The 18,199-nt window shown below is 71.9% G+C and carries 18 protein-coding genes; 10 read left to right on the top strand and 8 right to left on the bottom strand.

The features are described 5' to 3' along the window. Positions 1-138 precede the first annotated feature (138 nt). Positions 139-1,452: a cytochrome P450 gene (locus OHA37_RS03560; protein ID WP_266902348.1), complete on the bottom strand. Its 1,314-nt coding sequence runs from the start codon at positions 1,450-1,452 to the stop codon at positions 139-141. Positions 1,453-1,455: 3 nt separating this feature from the next. After that, positions 1,456-1,674, bottom strand: a complete 219-nt coding sequence (locus OHA37_RS03555) for a hypothetical protein (RefSeq protein ID WP_266902346.1) — start codon at positions 1,672-1,674, stop codon at positions 1,456-1,458. Positions 1,675-2,033: 359 nt separating this feature from the next. Here OHA37_RS03555 and OHA37_RS03550 point away from each other — a divergent pair, with 359 nt between their 5' ends. The 3 genes from OHA37_RS03550 to OHA37_RS03540 all read left to right on the top strand — a co-directional run bounded on the left by OHA37_RS03550 (position 2,034) and on the right by OHA37_RS03540 (position 5,772). After that, positions 2,034-3,446 carry a family 2B encapsulin nanocompartment shell protein gene (locus OHA37_RS03550; protein ID WP_266902344.1) on the top strand — a complete coding sequence of 471 codons (1,413 nt, stop codon included), beginning with the start codon at positions 2,034-2,036 and terminating at the stop codon, positions 3,444-3,446. 98 nt (positions 3,447-3,544) lie between these two features. Then, positions 3,545-4,861: a family 2 encapsulin nanocompartment cargo protein terpene cyclase gene (locus OHA37_RS03545; RefSeq protein ID WP_266902343.1), complete on the top strand. Its 1,317-nt coding sequence runs from the start codon at positions 3,545-3,547 to the stop codon at positions 4,859-4,861. Between the two features lie 14 nt (positions 4,862-4,875). Then, the gene (locus OHA37_RS03540) at positions 4,876-5,772 is read left to right on the top strand and encodes a geranyl diphosphate 2-C-methyltransferase (RefSeq protein WP_266902342.1); all 897 of its coding nucleotides are present in this window, start codon (positions 4,876-4,878) and stop codon (positions 5,770-5,772) included. 57 nt (positions 5,773-5,829) lie between these two features. Here the strand turns inward: OHA37_RS03540 and OHA37_RS03535 are convergent, their stop codons facing one another. Continuing rightward, positions 5,830-6,126 (bottom strand): hypothetical protein, encoded by a 297-nt coding sequence (locus OHA37_RS03535; RefSeq protein WP_266902341.1) that lies wholly within the window; start codon positions 6,124-6,126, stop codon positions 5,830-5,832. Between the two features lie 83 nt (positions 6,127-6,209). Beyond that, a complete protein-coding gene (locus OHA37_RS03530) occupies positions 6,210-6,542 on the bottom strand; it encodes a rhodanese-like domain-containing protein (RefSeq protein ID WP_266902340.1) in 333 nt (110 codons plus the stop codon). Between the two features lie 94 nt (positions 6,543-6,636). Here OHA37_RS03530 and OHA37_RS03525 point away from each other — a divergent pair, with 94 nt between their 5' ends. Next, complete coding sequence (locus OHA37_RS03525) at positions 6,637-7,092, top strand: MarR family winged helix-turn-helix transcriptional regulator (RefSeq protein WP_266902339.1); 456 nt, start codon at positions 6,637-6,639, stop codon at positions 7,090-7,092. Between the two features lie 116 nt (positions 7,093-7,208). Here OHA37_RS03525 and OHA37_RS03520 read toward each other — a convergent pair whose 3' ends face one another. Continuing rightward, positions 7,209-7,619 (bottom strand): Fur family transcriptional regulator, encoded by a 411-nt coding sequence (locus tag OHA37_RS03520; protein WP_266902338.1) that lies wholly within the window; start codon positions 7,617-7,619, stop codon positions 7,209-7,211. Positions 7,620-7,950: 331 nt separating this feature from the next. Between OHA37_RS03520 and katG the strand changes: the two genes are divergently transcribed. From katG to OHA37_RS03505, 3 genes are all read left to right on the top strand, one after another. Continuing rightward, positions 7,951-10,182, top strand: a complete 2,232-nt coding sequence (katG, locus tag OHA37_RS03515) for a catalase/peroxidase HPI (RefSeq protein ID WP_266902337.1) — start codon at positions 7,951-7,953, stop codon at positions 10,180-10,182. Positions 10,183-10,405: 223 nt separating this feature from the next. Then, positions 10,406-10,756 (top strand): hypothetical protein, encoded by a 351-nt coding sequence (locus OHA37_RS03510; RefSeq protein ID WP_266902336.1) that lies wholly within the window; start codon positions 10,406-10,408, stop codon positions 10,754-10,756. A 123-nt stretch (positions 10,757-10,879) separates the two neighbouring features. Further along, positions 10,880-12,838: an NAD(P)-binding protein gene (locus tag OHA37_RS03505; RefSeq protein WP_266912479.1), complete on the top strand. Its 1,959-nt coding sequence runs from the start codon at positions 10,880-10,882 to the stop codon at positions 12,836-12,838. Here OHA37_RS03505 and OHA37_RS03500 read toward each other — a convergent pair. After that, positions 12,826-13,344, bottom strand: coding sequence for a hypothetical protein (locus OHA37_RS03500; protein ID WP_266902335.1), 519 nt, complete (start codon positions 13,342-13,344; stop codon positions 12,826-12,828). The genes OHA37_RS03505 and OHA37_RS03500 overlap by 13 nt on opposite strands. Before the next feature lie 148 nt (positions 13,345-13,492). On the opposite strand from OHA37_RS03500, the gene OHA37_RS03495 reads away from it, so the two are divergent. From OHA37_RS03495 to OHA37_RS03485, 3 genes are all read left to right on the top strand, one after another. Further along, positions 13,493-13,930, top strand: a complete 438-nt coding sequence (locus tag OHA37_RS03495) for a hypothetical protein (protein ID WP_266902334.1) — start codon at positions 13,493-13,495, stop codon at positions 13,928-13,930. A gap of 117 nt (positions 13,931-14,047) precedes the next feature. After that, positions 14,048-14,662: an RraA family protein gene (locus OHA37_RS03490; RefSeq protein WP_266902332.1), complete on the top strand. Its 615-nt coding sequence runs from the start codon at positions 14,048-14,050 to the stop codon at positions 14,660-14,662. Between the two features lie 157 nt (positions 14,663-14,819). Further along, positions 14,820-15,347: a universal stress protein gene (locus OHA37_RS03485; protein ID WP_266902330.1), complete on the top strand. Its 528-nt coding sequence runs from the start codon at positions 14,820-14,822 to the stop codon at positions 15,345-15,347. A 62-nt stretch (positions 15,348-15,409) separates the two neighbouring features. Here OHA37_RS03485 and OHA37_RS03480 read toward each other — a convergent pair whose 3' ends face one another. After that, positions 15,410-16,822: an ammonium transporter gene (locus tag OHA37_RS03480; protein WP_266902328.1), complete on the bottom strand. Its 1,413-nt coding sequence runs from the start codon at positions 16,820-16,822 to the stop codon at positions 15,410-15,412. Next, positions 16,819-18,192 (bottom strand): ammonium transporter, encoded by a 1,374-nt coding sequence (locus tag OHA37_RS03475; protein ID WP_266902326.1) that lies wholly within the window; start codon positions 18,190-18,192, stop codon positions 16,819-16,821. The genes OHA37_RS03480 and OHA37_RS03475 overlap by 4 nt, the downstream gene beginning before the upstream one ends. Positions 18,193-18,199 lie beyond the last annotated feature (7 nt).

Here is an 18,199-nt window from a genome sequence, read left to right as displayed (position 1 = left end):
TTGGTGCGGTCGAAGTTACGTGCCGAAGATTGATCGGTCAAGCACGTCTTGGTCGATTCCACGAAGGCCGGCGACGGTGCGGGGCGCGGATTCGTACGCGAAACCAGGCGCCGACCCGCAGGTTCCCCGACCGGGCCGTCACCGGGGGCCGGAGGTGCGGGGGCGGTCGGCGACGTCGAGGGCGAGGCCCTGCGGCTGGAGGATGGTGCGGGTGTCGAAGGTCGTCGTGGTGCCGGGGGACTGGCTGATCCGGTAGTCGCGGGTGAGGGTCGCTGCGGCGATGGTCATGACCGTGGTGGCGAAGTGGGTGCCGAGGCAGTTGCGCGGTCCGCCGCCGAAGGGCATGAACGCGTACTTGGGCAGGGGGGTGTCGGGGCGCTCGATCCAGCGGTCCGGGTCGAAGGCGTCGGGCCGGTCGTAGTGGTGCGGGTCGCGGTGGAGGACGAAGGGGCTGACACCGACCCGCTGGCCGGGGCGGAGCGGGTAGCCGGCGAGCTCGGTGGGCTCCTCCACGGTCCGCTGGACGAGCCAGAGCGGGGGATAGAGCCGCAGGGTCTCCTTCACGACGGCGCCGGCGACGGCCAGGCCGGGCACATCGGCCGCGGTGGGGGGCCGCCCGGCGAGTTCCCGGTCGGCCTCGTCCCGTACCCGGCGGCGCAGGTGCGGCTGCCGGTCGAGGAGGAGGAGCAGCCAGGAGAGCGCGGCGGCCGTGGTCTCGTGGGCGGCGAACAGGTTGGCGACGATCACGCTGGTCGCGCCCTCGCGGGTGAGGGCGCCTTCCTCGCAGGCGGTGTCGAGCAGGTCCGCGACCGCGGGCGGGGAGTCCTCCCGCCGTGTGGTGCGGCGCCGGAGCATCAGCGCGGAGACCTCTTCGGCGAGGTCGCGGGAGGCGCGGCTCAGGCGGCGCCGGCGCGGCGCGTGCCAGCGCGCGGGCAGGGGCAGGGCGGGAGGCAGCAGCGCGTCCTGCAGACGGGCCAGGAGGTCGGGGACCGCGCCCGTCTCGGGCCCGAGGCAGAATTCCGCGATGAGGTGGGCGGTGAGGTCCTCCAGTGCGGGGATCGCCTCGATCCTGCCGCGTGCGCGCCAGGTGTCCGCGTGCCGGGTGACGGTGGCCGCGAGGCGGTCGCCGGCGGCCCGCGTACCGGTCCGGTTCAGGCCGCGTCCGGCGAGGGCGCGGGCCCGCATCCACCGGGCCAGGTCTTCCGAGGCGCGGCTTCCGTCGGTCGCTTCGCCCAGCAGGTCGCGGGCGATGGTGTAGGTGGTGTTGGTGTGCTTGAGCACCTGCTCCGCGAGGACGGGCGAGTTCACGAGGTACAGGTCGTCGTCGAAGCGGACCAGGTCGCCGTACTGCTGCTGGTCGAGCAGGAAGCCGAGGCGGTCCCGCTCGAACGCACGCCTGTTGCCGTGCCGCCCGGCCCCGGAAGGGCCGGGCGGCACGCGGGCCGACAGCACGGGCTAGCGTCCCTGTACGTAGTAGTAGCCGTACGCGGTGGAAGTGTCCTGGCCACCGAGTGTGCTCTTCACCGGACTGCTGCGTTGCACCTTCGCTCCGGAGGGGTCGTTCGCCAGGTGGGCGGAGCCCGATGCGGCGTGGGCCGATCCGGCGCCGAGGAGCGCGGCGACGGCGGAGACGGCGATGAGGAGCGACTTGCGCAGGGGGATCAGGGCAGCCATGGCTGTCCTCCTTGTTCGGGGTGCCGGGCGGCGGGTCCGCCCTTTTCCGTTGACCTCATTGCGCCATTCCGCGGACCCCGGGGGCACGCCCCGGGATCACGTGACGTGACCGCCCGGCCCTTTTGTGGCACACTGCCCGGCTTTCCGGCCGCGGCGGGCCGTCCGGAGGCTGCGCGGACCCGGCTGAATACCGCCGATCCGCCGAACAAACCCCGGGCGGGACAGGATCACCAGAACGAAGCAACGGCAACGTTTTTTCGCGGTGGGGCGGGGATCTGCGCCGTTACGGTTCCCCGGGATCCGGACGGACGCCCAGACGTTCGCCTTCCCTTCCCCGCCGATGAAGGAGAGCTCGACCGATGACCGTTGACACCAGCCCGGAAGCACAGCTGGATCCGCCCAAGCAGTCCAGCCTGGGCACGTCGGCCGCCCGCAACCTTGCCACCACGACCAAGTCCGCCCCGCAGATGCAGGAGATCACCTCCCGCTGGCTGCTGCGGATGCTCCCCTGGGTGGAGACCAAGGGCGGCGCCTACCGGGTGAACCGCCGGCTGAGCTACACCGTCGGCGACGGGAGCATCGAGTTCGTCCAGGACGGTGCCCGCGTCCAGGTGATCCCGCGCGAACTCGGCGAGCTGGCCCTGCTGCGCGGCTTCGACGACGAGGAAGTGCTGGCGGCGATCGCGGGCCGCTGCGTCCAGCGCGATTTCCGCGCCGGTGAGGTGCTGGTCGAGCGGGGGGCTCCCGCCGAGCAGATCCACTTGATCGCCCACGGCCGGATCAGCCAGACCTCCGCGGGCAAGTACGGCGACGAGATCTCCGTCGCGGTACTCGCCGACGGCGACCGCTTCGGCGAGAACGCCCTGCTGGACTCCGACGCCCGGTGGGACTACACCGCCACCGCCGAGACCCCCGGCACCCTGCTCACGCTCTCCCGCGCCGACTTCGCAGGCATCGTGTCCGGGGCGCCGCACCTCCAGGAGCACATCCAGCGCTTCAGCTCGCTGCCCCTGCAGCGGCAGAACAAGCACGGCGAGGCCGAGATCGCGATGTCGGCCGGCCACACCGGCGAGGCCGAACTGCCCGGCACCTTCGTCGACTACGAATCCAAGCCGCGCGAGTACGAACTCTCCATCGCCCAGACCGTCCTGCGGGTCCACACGAGGGTCGCCGACCTCTACAACGGGCCGATGAACCAGACCGAAGAGCAACTCCGTCTCACCATCGAGGCGTTGCGCGAGCGCCAGGAACACGAGCTGGTGAACAACCGGGAGTTCGGCCTGCTCCACAACGCCGCCTTCAAGCAGCGGATCCAGACCCACTCCGGCCCGCCCACCCCGGACGACATGGACGAGCTGCTCTGCCGCCGCCGCGGCACCAAGCTCTTCCTCGCCCACCCCCGCACGATCGCGGCGATCGGCCGCGAGATGAACGCCCGCGGGCTCTACCCGGACCACGTGGACGTGGGCGGACAGCAGGTGCCGGCCTGGCGCGGGGTCCCGATCCTGCCCTGCAACAAGATCCCCATCAGCAAGGAGAACACCAGCTCGATCCTCGCCATGCGCACCGGCGAGGACAACCAGGGCGTCATCGGGCTGCGCCAGACAGGTCTGCCGGAGGAGTACGAGCCGGGCCTGTCGGTCCGCTTCATGGGCATCGACGAGAAGTCGATCATCTCCTACCTGGTCACCACCTACTACTCCGCCGCGATCCTGGTGCCCGACGCCCTCGGCGTCCTGGAGAACGTCCAGATCGCCCGCCGGAGCGACTGACCGGCCGCAAGTCCCGTACGACGACGGCCCGGACCCTCTAAGGGGCTGAGCGCGCCCGGGATCCGGGACGGACCACCCACCTCACCAAGGAGTCACGGATGCCCGAGCCCGGGCCTTCCCCTCTGCAGTCGAGCCTGCCCGGCGCCGCGGCCCAAGTCGGGGCCCACGTCCTCGGCAGCGCCCAGGCCCACGCGTCCGGCGGCCTGCCGGGTCCGCCCGTACTGCCGGGCCTGCCGGCAGGGCCCGGCCTGTCCTTCCCGTCGCCATCGGCGGCCCCGCCGGCCACATCCGCCCCGCCCGCTCCGCCCGCCCCGAGCCCCGCCCTGCGACGGCTCCTGGGCGGACCCAGTGGCCTGGGTACGACGGGCCTGCACCCGGCCCGCCGGGAGCAGCCGACCGTATCCGCGGCGGCTCCGGAGTCCGGGGCGCCGGCGGCCGGAAACCCGATCCCGGGCCTCTACCACCACCCCGTGCCGGAGCCGGACCCGGTGCGCGTGGAGGAGGTCAGCCGCCGCATCAAGGCCTGGGCGGTGGACGAGGTCGACCTGTTCCCCGAGGACTGGGAGAAGCAGTTCGACGGCTTCCAGGTCGGGCGCTACATGGTGGCCTGCCATCCGGACGCCCCCACCATCGAGCACCTGATGGTCGCCACCCGGCTGATGGTCGCCGAGAACGCGGTCGACGACGTCTACTGCGAGGACCACGGCGGCTCGCCCATCGGCCTCGGCGGCCGCCTCCTGCTGGCACACACCGCCATCGACCCGCTCCACACCACGAAGGAGTACGAGCCCGCGTGGGCGGCGTCGCTCCGTTCGGACGCGCCCCGGCGCGCCTACAGCTCCGCCATGGAGTACTTCCTCGCGCAGGCCAGCCCCTCGCAGGCGGACCGCTACCGGCACGACATGGCCCGGCTGCACCTGGGATACCTCGCCGAAGCGGCCTGGAGCCAGACGGAGTACGTCCCGGAGGTGTGGGAGTACCTGGCCATGCGGCAGTTCAACAACTTCCGCCCCTGCCCCACCATCACCGACACCATCGGCGGATACGAGCTCCCGGCCGATCTGCACGCCCAGGCGCCCATGCAGCGGGTCATCGCCCTTGCGGGGAACGCCACCACCATCGTCAACGACCTGTACTCGTACACCAAGGAACTCGCCGCCCCCGGGCGGCACATGAACCTTCCCGTGGTGATCGCCGACCGGGAGGGCACCTCCGACCAGGAGGGCTATCTGAAGGCGGTCGAGGTCCACAACGACCTCATGCACGCCTTCGAAGCGGAGGCCGCCGCCTTGGCCGCGGCCTGCCCCGTGCCGAGCGTGCTGCGCTTCCTGCGGGGGGTCGCCGTCTGGCTCGACGGCAACCACTACTGGCACCAGACCAACACCTATCGCTACAGCCTGCCCGACTTCTGGTAAGGACGGACCTATTCGTGACCAGCATTGATCTGACCACCGGCTCCAACGGCACGACCCCCGCCTCCGTGATCATTCCCGGCCCGGCCACCCCCTACCAGGGGGACATCGCCCGCTACTGGAACAACGAGGCCAGGCCCGTGAACCTGCGCCTCGGCGACGTGGACGGCCTCTACCACCACCACTACGGCATCGGCGACGTCGACCACTCCGCCCTCGGCGACACCGACGACAGCGCGTACGAGAAGAAGCTGGTCGCCGAGCTCCACCGGCTGGAGTCGGCGCAGGCCGAACTGCTCCTGGACCACCTCGGCCCCATCGGCCGCGAGGACACCCTCGTGGACGCCGGCTGCGGCCGCGGCGGCTCGATGGTCATGGCCCACCAGCGCTTCGGCTGCACGGTGGAGGGCGTCACCCTCTCCGCCAAGCAGGCCGACTTCGCCAACCAGCGCGCCCGCGAGCTCGGCATCGACGACCACGTCCGGGCCCGCGTCTGCAACATGCTCGGCACGCCCTTCGAGACCGGGCAGGCCGCGGCGTCCTGGAACAACGAGTCGAGCATGTACGTCGACCTGGACGACCTCTTCGCCGAGCACTCCCGCGTCCTGAAGGTCGGCGGCCGGTACGTGACCATCACCGGCTGCTGGAACCCGCGCTACGGCCAGCCCTCGAAGTGGGTCTCCCAGATCAACGCGCACTTCGAGTGCAACATCCACTCCCGCCGGGAGTACCTGCGGTCCATGGCCGACAACCGCCTCGTGCCGCAGGCCGTCATCGACCTGACCCCCGCGACCCTGCCCTACTGGGAGCTGCGGGCCACGTCCTCGCTGGTCACCGGCATCGAGGAGGCGTTCATCGAGTCCTACAAGGACGGCTCCTTCCAGTACGTGCTGATCGCGGCCGACCGCGTCTGACGGCCGGCTCCGGTGCCGGGCCCGCCATCAGGCGGTCCCGGCACCACCGGTCGGGCCTCAGGGCAGCAACCGTGCGGCGTGCGCGAGGAGTTCCTCGTACACCTCCGGGCGGTCCCGGTCGATCACCGGGAACCCCTGCCCGAAGTGGCCGTTGACCCCGTGCGCCTCGATGCCGGGGTTGGCCAGGTCGGTGCCGTCGTGGAGGAACACGTACGGGCTGCAGTTGACCCGCCCCTCGCGCGCCGACTCGTACTGGGCCGTCACGGCGGCCCGCGCCGAGCCCGAGAAGGCGCGGCGCAGCACGCGGTCGAGCCGCTCACCGGCCTCCAGGGACTGGGACTTGGCCGCATGCACCGCTTCGAGCGCGGGCAGGGTGGTGACCTTGCTGTCCTAGGTCATCGTCCGTTCCTCCTGCTCGTGTGTGGACGCGGATCCGCTCAGACGCCGGACTCGATCGGGAGGCCGCCCCCGACCCAGTCCTCCTTGCCGTCCTTGTACGTGAAGACCTTCGAGTAGCCGAGCTCCGCGAGCCGCTTGGCCGCGATCCCCGAGTTGGAGCAGGTCGTACCGGTGCAGTAGACGATGACCTCGGCGTCCTTGTCGGGCAGCAGGCCCGGAGCCAGCTCGTCGACGTCGTCGACGGGCAGCAGCAGCGCTCCCGGCAGGTGCGCCTCCTTGTAGTACTGCTCCGGCAGGGCCTCGACGACCGCGGCCTTGCCACTGTCGAGCTTCTGCTTGACCTCGTCGCGGGAGAGGTTCTGAACCGCCATGTAGCCAGCCTCCGAAAATCAAGGATCAATAAGTGCGTACGCACGCACCTTAACAAGTATGTGCGGGCGCACGCAATGGGGCTAGGATCGCGGTGTGAACGGACAGGACGATCGACTTGAGGCGTGGCGGGCGATGCTCCTCGCGCACAACACCGCGGTGCGCGCCATCGAGAGCGACGTGCAGCGCGACGGCCGGATCCCCTTGACGTGGTACGACGTGCTGCTCGAACTCAAGGCGGCCGGAGAGCACGGGCTACGGATGCAGGAAGTGGCCAACCGGGTGGTCCTCAGCCGTACCCGGGTCAGCCGCCTGATCGACGAGATGGTGCGCGCCGGGCTCGTGTCCAAGCTGCCCGACCCGCACGACAAACGCGCCTCGTGGGCCGTCATCACCCCGGAGGGCGCCGAGGCCCATCGGGCCACGGCCCCGGTCTACATGCGCAGCATCCAGAAGCACTTCTCCGCGCACCTCAGCGACGCGGACGCCGCGGTGATCGCCCGGGCGCTGTTCAAGGTGGCCCAGCCCGACACCGACGTCCGGCGGGGCTGACGTCCGGCGGGGCTGACGTCCGGCGGGGCCGACGTCCACTTCACGCACCGTGCGCGGACATCCGTACGGGCGCTTCGGGCCGGGCCCGCCGCTCCGTGCGGCGGGCCCGGCCCCTCTCATGCGCAGGAGGAGCAGAGCCCCCGGTAGGTGACCTCGACCCCGGACACCGTGAAGCCGAACCGCTGCTCGGCCGAGAGGCCGGCCAGCGGGTCGCCGGTGGGGTGGACGTCGCGGATCAGGCCGCAGCCGGAACACACCAGGTGCTGGTGCGGGTGGTGCGCGTTGGGGTCGTACCGTTTGGCCCGGCCGTCGGTGGTGACCTCCAGGACCTCGCCCAGCGAGACCAGCTCGCCCAGGGCGTTGTAGACGGTGGCGCGGGAGATCTCCGGCAACCGCGCCACCGCGCGGGCGTGCACCTCGTCGGCCGTGAGGTGCACGTGGTCACCGTCGAGCACCTCCGCGACCACGCGCCGCTGGGAGGTCATCCGCCAACCGCGCTCGCGCAGCCGCTCCAACAGGTCACTCATATCGGCTCACCACTTTCAGATTCGCAGGGGCGGTCCGGCGGGGTACCCGGGAATCTACCCGCGGACGTCCGGGATCCGACAGGATGTGGGCTTGGTGTCGTTCTTGACTTGGATTGCGTCCATCGTAGGATCGGTTGTGTTGATAGCCAAGGGACAGGAACGGTCCGGAGCAGCGCGAGGCTGGACTTGAGACCGTCCGCGAGGTGAGCGCCCCGGCGTCAGGACGACCGTGAAACCGAGGCCCGCTGCCGGGTCCCGTGCCCCAAAAAATGTTCCATTGCATGCAGTTCCTGATCACCGTGGCCGCCTGGTCCGGTCCGGAAGGATTCCCATGTCTGAGAACCACGATGCAATTGTCACGGACGCGAAGGCCGAGGGCGGCGGTGGCTGCCCCGTCGCGCACGACCGTGCCCCCCACCCGACCCAAGGCGGCGGAAACCGCCAGTGGTGGCCGGACCGCCTGAACCTGAAGATCCTCGCCAAGAACCCCGCCGTGGCCAACCCCCTCGGCGAGGAGTTCGACTACGCCGCGGCCTTCAAGACGCTCGACCTCCCGGCGGTGAAGCGGGACATCGCCGAGGTGCTGACCACCTCGCAGGACTGGTGGCCCGCCGACTTCGGCCACTACGGCCCGTTCATGATCCGCATGGCCTGGCACAGCGCCGGCACCTACCGCATCAGCGACGGCCGCGGCGGCGCCGGAGCGGGCCAGCAGCGCTTCGCCCCCCTCAACAGCTGGCCGGACAACGGCAACCTCGACAAGGCCCGCCGTCTGCTGTGGCCGGTCAAGAAGAAGTACGGCCAGAGCCTCTCCTGGGCCGACCTCATGATCCTGACGGGCAATGTCGCCCTGGAGTCGATGGGCTTCGAGACCTTCGGCTTCGCCGGCGGCCGCGCCGACGTCTGGGAGCCGGACGAGGACGTGTACTGGGGTCCCGAGACCACCTGGCTCGACGACGAGCGCTACACCGGCGACCGTGAGCTGGAGAACCCGCTCGGCGCCGTGCAGATGGGCCTCATCTACGTCAACCCGGAGGGCCCCAACGGCACCCCCGACCCGCTCGCCGCGGCGCGCGACATCCGCGAGACGTTCCGCCGGATGGCGATGAACGACGAGGAGACCGTCGCCCTGATCGCGGGCGGCCACACCTTCGGCAAGACCCACGGCGCGGGCCCCGCGGAGAGCGTGGGCGACGACCCCGAGGCCGCCCCGATCGAGGCGCAGGGCCTGGGCTGGGCCAACTCCTTCGGTACCGGCAAGGGCGGCGACGCCATCACCAGCGGGCTGGAGGGGATCTGGACGAACACCCCGATCGCCTGGGACAACACCTTCTTCGACATCCTCTTCGGCTACGAGTGGGAGCTCTTCAAGAGCCCCGCCGGCGCCCACCAGTGGCGGCCGAAGGCCGGCGCCGGAGCGGGCACCGTACCCGACGCGCACGACCCGTCGAAGACCCACGCCCCGACGATGCTCACGACCGACCTCTCGCTGCGCATCGACCCGGCCTACGAGCAGATCTCGCGGCGCTTCCACGAGAACCCGGCCGAGTTCGCGGACGCCTTCGCGCGCGCCTGGTACAAGCTGACCCACCGCGACATGGGCCCGATCGTCCGCTACCTCGGACCCGAGGTCCCCTCCGAGGTCCTGCTGTGGCAGGACCCGCTCCCCGCGGTGACCCACTCCCTCGTCGACGACGCGGACGTCGCCGCCCTCAAGGCCAAGGTCCTCGCCTCGGACCTGACGGTGTCCCAGCTCGTCTCCACCGCCTGGGCCGCGGCCTCCTCCTTCCGCGGCAGCGACAAGCGCGGCGGCGCCAACGGCGCGCGCATCCGCCTCCAGCCGCAGAGCGGGTGGGAGGTGAACAACCCCGACGAGCTGGGAGGCGTACTGCGCACCCTGGAGGGGATCCGGGAGTCCTTCAACTCGGCGCAGACCGGGGGCAAGGAGGTCTCGCTGGCCGACCTGATCGTCCTCGCGGGCGGCGCGGGCGTCGAGCAGGCCGCCAAGGACGCCGGTGTCGAGATCCGGGTGCCGTTCGCGCCGGGACGCGTGGACGCCTCGCAGGAGCAGACCGACGTGGAGTCGTTCGCCGCGCTGGAGCCGGTCGCAGACGGGTTCCGCAACTACCTCGGCAAGGGCAACCGCCTGCCGGCCGAGTACCTGCTGCTCGACAAGGCGAACCTGCTGAACCTCAGCGCCCCCGAGACGACCGTCCTCGTGGGCGGCCTGCGGGTGCTCGGGGCGAACCACCAGCAGTCGCCGCTCGGCGTCCTCACCACGACCCCCGGGTCCCTCACCAACGACTTCTTCGTCAACCTGCTCGACCTGGGGACGACCTGGAAGCCGACCTCCGAGGACGCGAACACCTTCGAGGCCCGCGACGACGCCACGGGCAAGGTCAAGTGGACCGGCAGCCGGGTCGACCTGGTCTTCGGGTCGAACTCCGAGCTGCGCGCGCTCGCGGAGGTCTACGCGAGCGACGACGCGAAGGAGAAGTTCGTCAAGGACTTCGTCGCCGCCTGGGACAAGGTGATGAACCTGGACCGGTTCGACCTCGTCTGATCCCGGCGCCCGGGCCGGCCGGCCGTGACCGGCGGCCGGCCCGGACCTGCGGCGGGGCCCGTGGGCTCCGGGCCCCCGGCACGTCGCCGCGGGGCGTCGGGTGCGGGGCCGCGGGGCCACGGGGCCGCGTTCACCCGGACGGCGGAGCAGCGGAAGCCGCCCGCGCCGTGCCGGGGCACTCTGTGCGTAGGACCGCCATCACCGCACAGACGAGGACCGCGCCATGTCCCACAGCAGGCGTATCAGCATCATCGCGGGAACGGCAGCGCTGCTGCTGACGGCCACCGCCTGCTCGGGCCTGGGCCGGAGCACCGTCGGGATGCTCGAATTCCGCGGCCACGACTCGCCGCTCGAGGTGAGCTACATCAACACCTCGGTCAAGGGCTGCCAGAAGATCGGCCTGCCCAAGGGGGCGACCCACGTGGAGAACAACACCCTCGTGGACGTCGTCCTGTACCAGACGGAAGACTGCCGCAAGCTCGACCGCGGCGACGGCACCTATGTGGGCACGACGCTGTCGAACGTCACGGCCCCCGAGGCACTGCCCTGGCGCAGCTTCAGCGTCATCCACTGACGCACGGGCGGCCGCCCGGGACGACGACGGGCCGACGGCGGGTCGGACCGGACGACACGGCATGCTGGAGCCGTGTCCTCTCCTTCCGCGCATCCTCGCCAACAGACCGACTCCGCCGACCTGATGGTCGTGTGCGGGGACGACGGGCTCGCCCACCGGCTGGCGGCGGAGCTCCGCGACGTGTACGAGGAGCGCGTGACGCTGGTCGTGCCCGCCGGACGCGAGGTGCGGCCCGGTACGGGGCCCGGGCAGGGCCGGACCCGTGCCCGGGTCGGCGCCGGGCGCGCACTGCTGGGACGGTTCCCGGCCGCGCGGATCCGTACGGCCGCCGGTGACCGGGCCGCCGCGGGGGAGGCGCTCGTACCCGAACTGCGGGTGCTGGAGGCTCCCGCCCCCGACGAGGAGGCGCTGGCCGCCGCCGGGGTGGCCGGGGCGGCCGCGCTGGCCCTCGTGTACGAGGACGACGAGACGAACGTACGGGCCGCCCTGGTCGCCCGGCGGCTGAACCCCAGGCTGCGGCTCGTCATCCGCCTCTACAACCGCAAACTCGGCCAGCACCTGGAGGAGTTGCTCGACCAGGCGGCGCTCGTCGCGGAACCGGGGATCGACCGGCGGGGGCTCGACTCCGCCACGACCGTGCTCTCCGACGCCGATACGGCCGCCCCCGCCCTCGTCGCCTCCGCCGTCGCCGGCACCAGCAAGGTGATCCAGGCCGACGGGCTGCTCCTGCGCGCGGTGGAACGCACGCCTCCCGGCCCCGGCGAGGTCGCCGACCCGGGGCTGTGCACCCTGGCCCTGCTCTCCACCACCGCCGGCGACCCGGCCGGCGCCGACGGATCGGAACTCGGCGGCGACCGCGGCCCGCAACTCCTCCCGGACGCCCGGTCGGTGGCGGCCGCGACCGGGCGCGGGATCGTCGCGCTGGAAGCGGTCTCCCACGCCGGCGCCGCACCGGAAGGGCGCCGCCTCAACCAGGTCTCCCTGCCGGTGGGTTCGCTGTTCTCCCGCAGGCTCCGCTGGTCACTGGCCGGGATCACGGCCGCCGTCGGCGCGCTGGCCGTGGCCTCCTCCCTGGTCACGGGGGACACCCCGCTGCACGCCGTCTACCTGACCCTGCTCGACGTCTTCGCGATCAACGACCCCGCCCTCGACCAGCCCACCGAGCGTCAACTCCTGCAGATCCTGGCCGGTTTCGTCGGGCTGCTCCTGCTTCCCGTCCTCGTCGCGGCGGCGCTCGAAGCACTGGGCGCCTTCCGGACCGCCACGGCGCTGCGCAGGCCGCCGCGCGGACTCTCCGGCCACGTCGTCCTGCTCGGCCTCGGCAAGATCGGCGCCCGGGTGCTGGCGCGGCTGCGGGAGCTGGGGATCCCCGTGGTGTGCGTGGAGTCCGACCCCACGGCCCGCGGGATCGCCCTCGCACGCCGCCTGCACGTGCCCGTCGTGCTCGGAGACGTCACCGACGAAGGGGTCCTGGAGGCAGCCCGGATCCATCGCGCCGACGCCCTGCTGGCGGTGACCAGTTCGGACACCACCAACCTGGAGGCCGCGCTCTACGCCCGCTCGGTGAAACCCGACGTACGGGTGGTGATGCGGCTGTACGACAACGAGTTCGCCACCGCCGTCTACCGCACCCTGCGCGAGGCCCACCCGGCGGCCCTCACCCGCAGCCGCAGCGTCTCCCACCTGGCCGCGCCCGCGTTCGCCGGGGCGATGATGGGCCGCCAGGTGCTCGGCGCGATCCCGGTGGAGCGCAGGGTGCTGGTGTTCGCGGTGCTGGAGGTGGCCGGCCATCCCCAGCTGGAGGGCCGCACCATCGCGGAATCCTTCCGGCCCGGCGCCTGGCGGGTCGTCGCCCTGGACACCGCCGCCCCGGCGGACCGCCGCCCCGGACTCGCCACGGAGCCGGGCTACGACACGGCCAGGCGGCCCGCCCTGGTGTGGGACCTGCGCCCCGGCCACGTCCTGCGTCCGCAGGACCGCGTGGTCATGGCCTCCACTCGGCGCGGACTGGCCGAACTGCTCGGCCGCGGGCAGGCCCGTACGGCCGCGGCAGGGGACACCGGGGCGGGTCAGTCCGGCTGACCGGCCTGCCACGCATGATCCGCCGGCTCCACCTGCTCGGACTGATCCGTCGCCGGTCCGGGCGGTTCGGGGTCGGTGCGCAGGAGGACGTGGTGCGAGCCCTGCCCGGCGCCGTCCACGTGCACCACGTGGTTGCCCACGCGCACGGTCTGGGTGCCCGCGGCGAACCAGCATCCGGTCGGGCCCTGGGCGTACGGCAGGGGGGACCAGACCTCCATGAACGTGCTGCCGTCGGAGTTGCTGCCCGTTTCGATCAGGCGGACGCCGTCGGGACGCAGGACTCCGACGTCGTGGCCGGGGGCGCCGACGTGGTGGTGGAAGGTGATCTGGTGGCCGTCGTACGAGGTGGTTCCGGCGAACCCGCGGCTGTCCGCGTAGAGGGTGTCGGTCTGCAGCCATACGACGTGCTCGGTTTCCCGGAGCGGGCCGCCGTTCCGGCTGATTCCGGTACGAAGCCAGGCGCCGTGGCGGGGCGCGTCCATGTCCGGGGCCTCAGGCCTGGTCACGGTGGGCGCCGGCGGACTTCGCCGGTGCGGTGGTGGGGGTCTCCATGGCGACACACTAACGGCGAAGCAGCCGGTGGGAAGGGTCTCGGACGGACTGTTCAGCCCCTGTTCAGGAGGTGTCCGGGCCCCTGTCGTAGCATCTCGGGACATGCAGCCCATCCCTGCCCGTCACCGCGTCCCGGCGGTCGGCGCGGGCGTCCTGGCGGTGCTGCTGCTCGTCTGCGGAGGGCTGTTCACGCATCCCGCGTCCACGGGGCACGTGACGGGAACGCCCATGGCGGGTATGGCCGATATGGCCGGGGTGCCGGTGATGGCGGGGATGCCCGCGATGCCCGCGAGCGACACGGGCCCGGCCGCCGGCGCGGGCGCGGGAACCGACGGAGGCTGCTCCGCTTCGGGGCAGGACTGCCCGCTGGCATCGGCGTACGCGCCCACCGTGCAGGCCGGTCCGGCCGGAGATCTCGCCGGTTCCGCCATGTGGGTGAGGCAGCCCGCGGCCGACGGTCACCCGAGGCCCGTACCGTCCCCGGAATGCTCCCGCCCGGGAACACCCGATCCCGACTCCCTCTGCGTCAGCCGGACCTGACCGGTCCCGCACCCGTGCCCGCCGCGGGCTACGCGGCGCAGCACGCGCCGTACACCGTGTTCTACGATCTCGGTGCCCGGCGGGCCCGGGACAACCGGAGTCAAGAAAAGGACCGACATGCCAAACGGTTTCACGGGCGTCCCGCCCACCACCCTCGCCGACCTCCTGGGCCGCGAGCAGGTCATGGACATCGGCATCCGCCCGCTGTGGGACGCCCCGCGCGTCGCGGGACCCGCGTACACGGTGCGGTGCGAGCCCGGGGACAACCTGATGCTGCACGCGGCCATCTACCGCGCCGAGCCCGGCTCGGTCATCGTCGTGGAATCCGGCGACCTCGACCACGCGCTCGCCGGTGGCAACGTGTGCGCCGTCGCCCAGCGCCGGGGCATCGCCGCGTTCGTGCTCGACGGGCTCCTGCGCGACCTCGCGGAAGTGCGCGAGGCGGGCTTCCCCGTCTTCGCCCGCGGAGTCGTGCCCATCCCGGGCGCCAAGAAGAAGCTCGGCTCGCTCGGCGGCACGGTCCGGGTCGGCGGCGTGAGCGTGCACCCCGGTGACATCGTCGTCGCCGACGAGGAGGGCATCGTGGTCACCCCGGCCGCCCGGCAGGAGGAGGTCCTGAGCGCCGCCCTGGACAAGCTGGCCAAGGAGGCCGGGCAGTCCCTGGACGCCTGGGAGGAGCAGCACCGCGCCCGCATCGAGGAGGCGTTGGGCGGCCTCGGCTTCACCGGCTGAACCCGCGGGGCGCCGGGCCCCCGCGTCAGGGACCCGTCAGGGCTGCCGCGTTCCCCGTCAGGGCTCCGTCAGGAGTCCGCCGGGGGAGGGCCGAAGGCCCCGTCGCCGCCGTTCCATCGAGGAGACGGAGCGGCATCGGACGGGGAGGACGGTCACCTTGCGGGGACGAGTCGTGGTGGGGGTGTACGGATCCCTCGGGAGCCTGACGGCATTGCACGCGGCGCACGCCGAGGCCCGGGCGCGGGAGGCGGAACTGTGGGTCGTACTGGCCTGGCAGCCGCCGCTCGGCGGCCCGGGCGCCCGGCGCGGCGGGGGAGGGACCCCGCTGCTCACGGCCTCGCGGGACGCGGCGGTCGAGCGGTTGCGGGAGGTCCTCGACACCGCCTTCGGCGGTTCCCCGGCGGGGGTGACCCTGGCCGGGCTGGCGGTGCGCGGCACCCCGGGCGCGGCCCTGGTGGGCGCCGCCCGGGACCCCGGCGACCTGCTGGTGGTGGGTACGGGACCGCGCCGCCCTCTGCTGCGCGCGCTGCGGCCCTCGGTGACCCGGTACTGCCTGGCGCACGCCCCCTGCCCGGTGCTGGCCGTGCCGCCCGGTCCGCTGCGGGCCGACCTGGACGCCGTACGCCGCCGCATCGTGTGGCGGCGGCCCCTGGACGCGGGAGACCTGGTCCGGCGGGCCGCGTGATCCGGCCCCGTCCGCGCATCGCGGACGGGGCCTGACCACCTGGTGGGGCCGCGCGACCCTGTTCAGCCGCGGTCGTCGCCGCCCTTTCGGCCGCCGCCGCCCGGCGCACCCGTCAGCAGGACCTCGCGCAGCCGGGCGACCAGGGCGGAGGCGCTCTCCGGCTCCTCCTCGGAGCCCTTGGCGCGGGAGGCGTCGCCCGACAGCTGGTCGAGGCTGTCGGAGAGGCCGTCGGCGTAGGCCTGCTCCTTCTCCACCATCGCGCCGGGCTGGCGCAGCCCGATGGTGACCTCGATGGCCTTGCCGATCAGTGCGGTCATCACGAACGAGTACAGGCCGAGGATCACCGTGGCGGTGAGCTGCTTGCCCAGCAGGTCCCAGGAGCCGCCGTAGAAGAGGCCCTTGTGGCCCGTCAGGGTTCCGGTCGCGCAGAGGCCGGCCATGACCATGCCGACGATGCCGCCCCAGCCGTGGATGCCCACCACGTCCAGCGTGTCGTCCACGCCCAGCCGGTACTTCCAGCTGATCGCGAACGCGCAGCTCAGCCCGGCGAGGAAGCCGATGACGGTGGCCCATACCGGGCTCACCCCGCCGGCCAGCGGGGTCATGGCGACCAGGCCCGTGACGGCGCCCATGCACATGTCGAGCAGCCCGACCTGCCGGGTGCGCCACCAACTGGTCACCGCCCAGCCGGCCATCGCCGCGCCCGCCGCGAGCTGGCTGTTGAGGAAGGCCATCGCCGCGCCGCCCGGGGTCTCCAGGGAGGAGCCGGTGTTGAAGCCGAACCAGCCGAACCACATGAGCGAGAGCCCGATGACCACGAGCGGCAGGTTGTGCGGGCGGATGCCCTGGCGGTCGAAGTCCGCGCGCTTGCCCGCGACGATGGCGAGGGCGAGTCCGGCGGCTCCCGATCCGATCTCCACGACGGTGCCGCCGGAGAAGTCGACGGCGCCGAGCTGCTTGGCGACCCAGCCGGCCGGGTCGAACACCCAGTGCGCCATGGGGATGTAGACCAGCAGGGTCCACGCGATGACGAAGGCGATCCAGCCGCCCATCTTCGCTCGGCCCGCGATGGAGCCGGCGATCAGGGCCACGGTGACCACGGCGAAGGACAGGTGGAAGACCACGAAGGTGACCGTGGGCACGGAGCCGGTCAGCGAACCGGCATCGATCCCGCGCAGGAAGGCGTGGTCGAGCGTGCCGATGACGCCGAGCCCGCCGGCGTCGGGGCCGAAGGCCAGGGAGTAGCCGATCGCGAACCAGAGCACGGTGACGATCACCATGCAGAAGAAGATCATCTTGAGCATGGCGACGATCTGGCCGGTGCGGACCATGCCGCCGTAGAAGAAGGCCACTCCGGGGGCCATCAGCAGCACCAGGGCCGTGGCCATCATCAGCCAGGCCGCGTTGCCGGAGTCGGCGACGGCGGGTGCGGCCCAGACCGCCGGTACGTCGGTGGCAATCGTGTGGGCGGTCACTTGTCACGCTCTCGTCGGTCCAGCACGGATACGATCTCGGCGAGCAGTTCGGCGTCCTGCTGCTCCGCCGCGGCCTGTGAGGCGCCCACCGCGGCGGGCTCCCGGGCCCCGGCCGCGGCCCCGCCGATCCGGTCGCGGATCTCGTCCAGGGTCTCGTTGTCGTAGGCGACCTCCTCGTCCCGGCCGGGTACGTTCTCGTACTCCTCGGAGGCGCGGAAGCCGACGGCCTTGTCGATCACCTTGGCGATGAGCCAGGTCATGGCGAAGGCGAAGGAGCCGACGGCCAGGACGGCGACCGCCTGACGCCAGAGCAGGTCGAGGCCGCCCCCGTAGAAGAGGCCCTTCTTGCCGCTCATCGCGGCCGTGGCGAAGAAGCCGATGGAGAGCACACCGACGATGCCGCCCCAGCCGTGCACGCCGACCACGTCGAGGGTGTCGTCGACGCCGATCTTGAACTTCATGTTGATGGCGAAGCAGCAGACCACACCGGCGGTGAATCCGATGATCAGCGCGCCGAGCGGGGACACCTCGCCGCAGGCCGGGGTGATGGCCACCATGCCGGCGACCGCCGCCGAAGCCACACCCAGCATCTCCACGTGGCCCAGGCGCCACTTCTCGATGATCGGCCAGCCGATCATCGCGCCCGCGGCGGCCAGTTGGGTGTTGAAGAAGGTGGTCGGGGCACTGCCCTCGACCTGCAGGGCGGAGCCCGCGTTGAAACCGAACCAGCCGAACCACAGCAGCGCCAGACCGATGATGACCAGGGGCAGGTTGTGCGGGCGGATCGTCTCGCGCTCGAAGTCCTTGCGCTTGCGCAGCACGATGGCCACCGCGAGCCCCGAGGCGCCGGAGCTGAGCTCGACCGGCAGGCCGCCGGCGTAGTCGAGCGCGCCCAGGGACTTGTTGATCCAGCCGTCGGGGGCGAACACCCAGTGCGCGGTGGGCACATACACCAGCATCGTCCAGGCGACGACGAAGACCAGCCACCCCTTCATGGTGGCGCGGCCCGCGATCGAGCCGCTGATCAGCGCCACCGTGATGATCGCGAAGGACATCTGGAAGCAGGCGAAGATCACGGTCGGGATGGAGCCGTGCAGGGAGTCCATCCCGATGCCCCGGAAGAAGGCGTGGTCGAGATTGCCGATCATGCCGCCGCCGGAGTCCTTGCCGAAGGCGAGGGAGTAGCCGACCGCGACCCACAAGATGGTCACCAGCGACAGGCAGGCGAAGCTCATCTTGAGCATCACCAGCACGTGCTTGGTCTTGACCATGCCCCCGTAGAAGAAGGCGAGGCCGGGGGTCATCAGCAGCACCATGGCGGTGCTCGCCATCATCCAGGCGGTATTACCCGTGTCGTAGCCACTGGGCATGTGTGGA

Source organism: Streptomyces sp. NBC_00335, from assembly GCF_036127095.1.
Lineage (GTDB): Bacteria > Actinomycetota > Actinomycetes > Streptomycetales > Streptomycetaceae > Streptomyces.
This window is presented reverse-complemented; position numbering and strand designations above follow the sequence as displayed.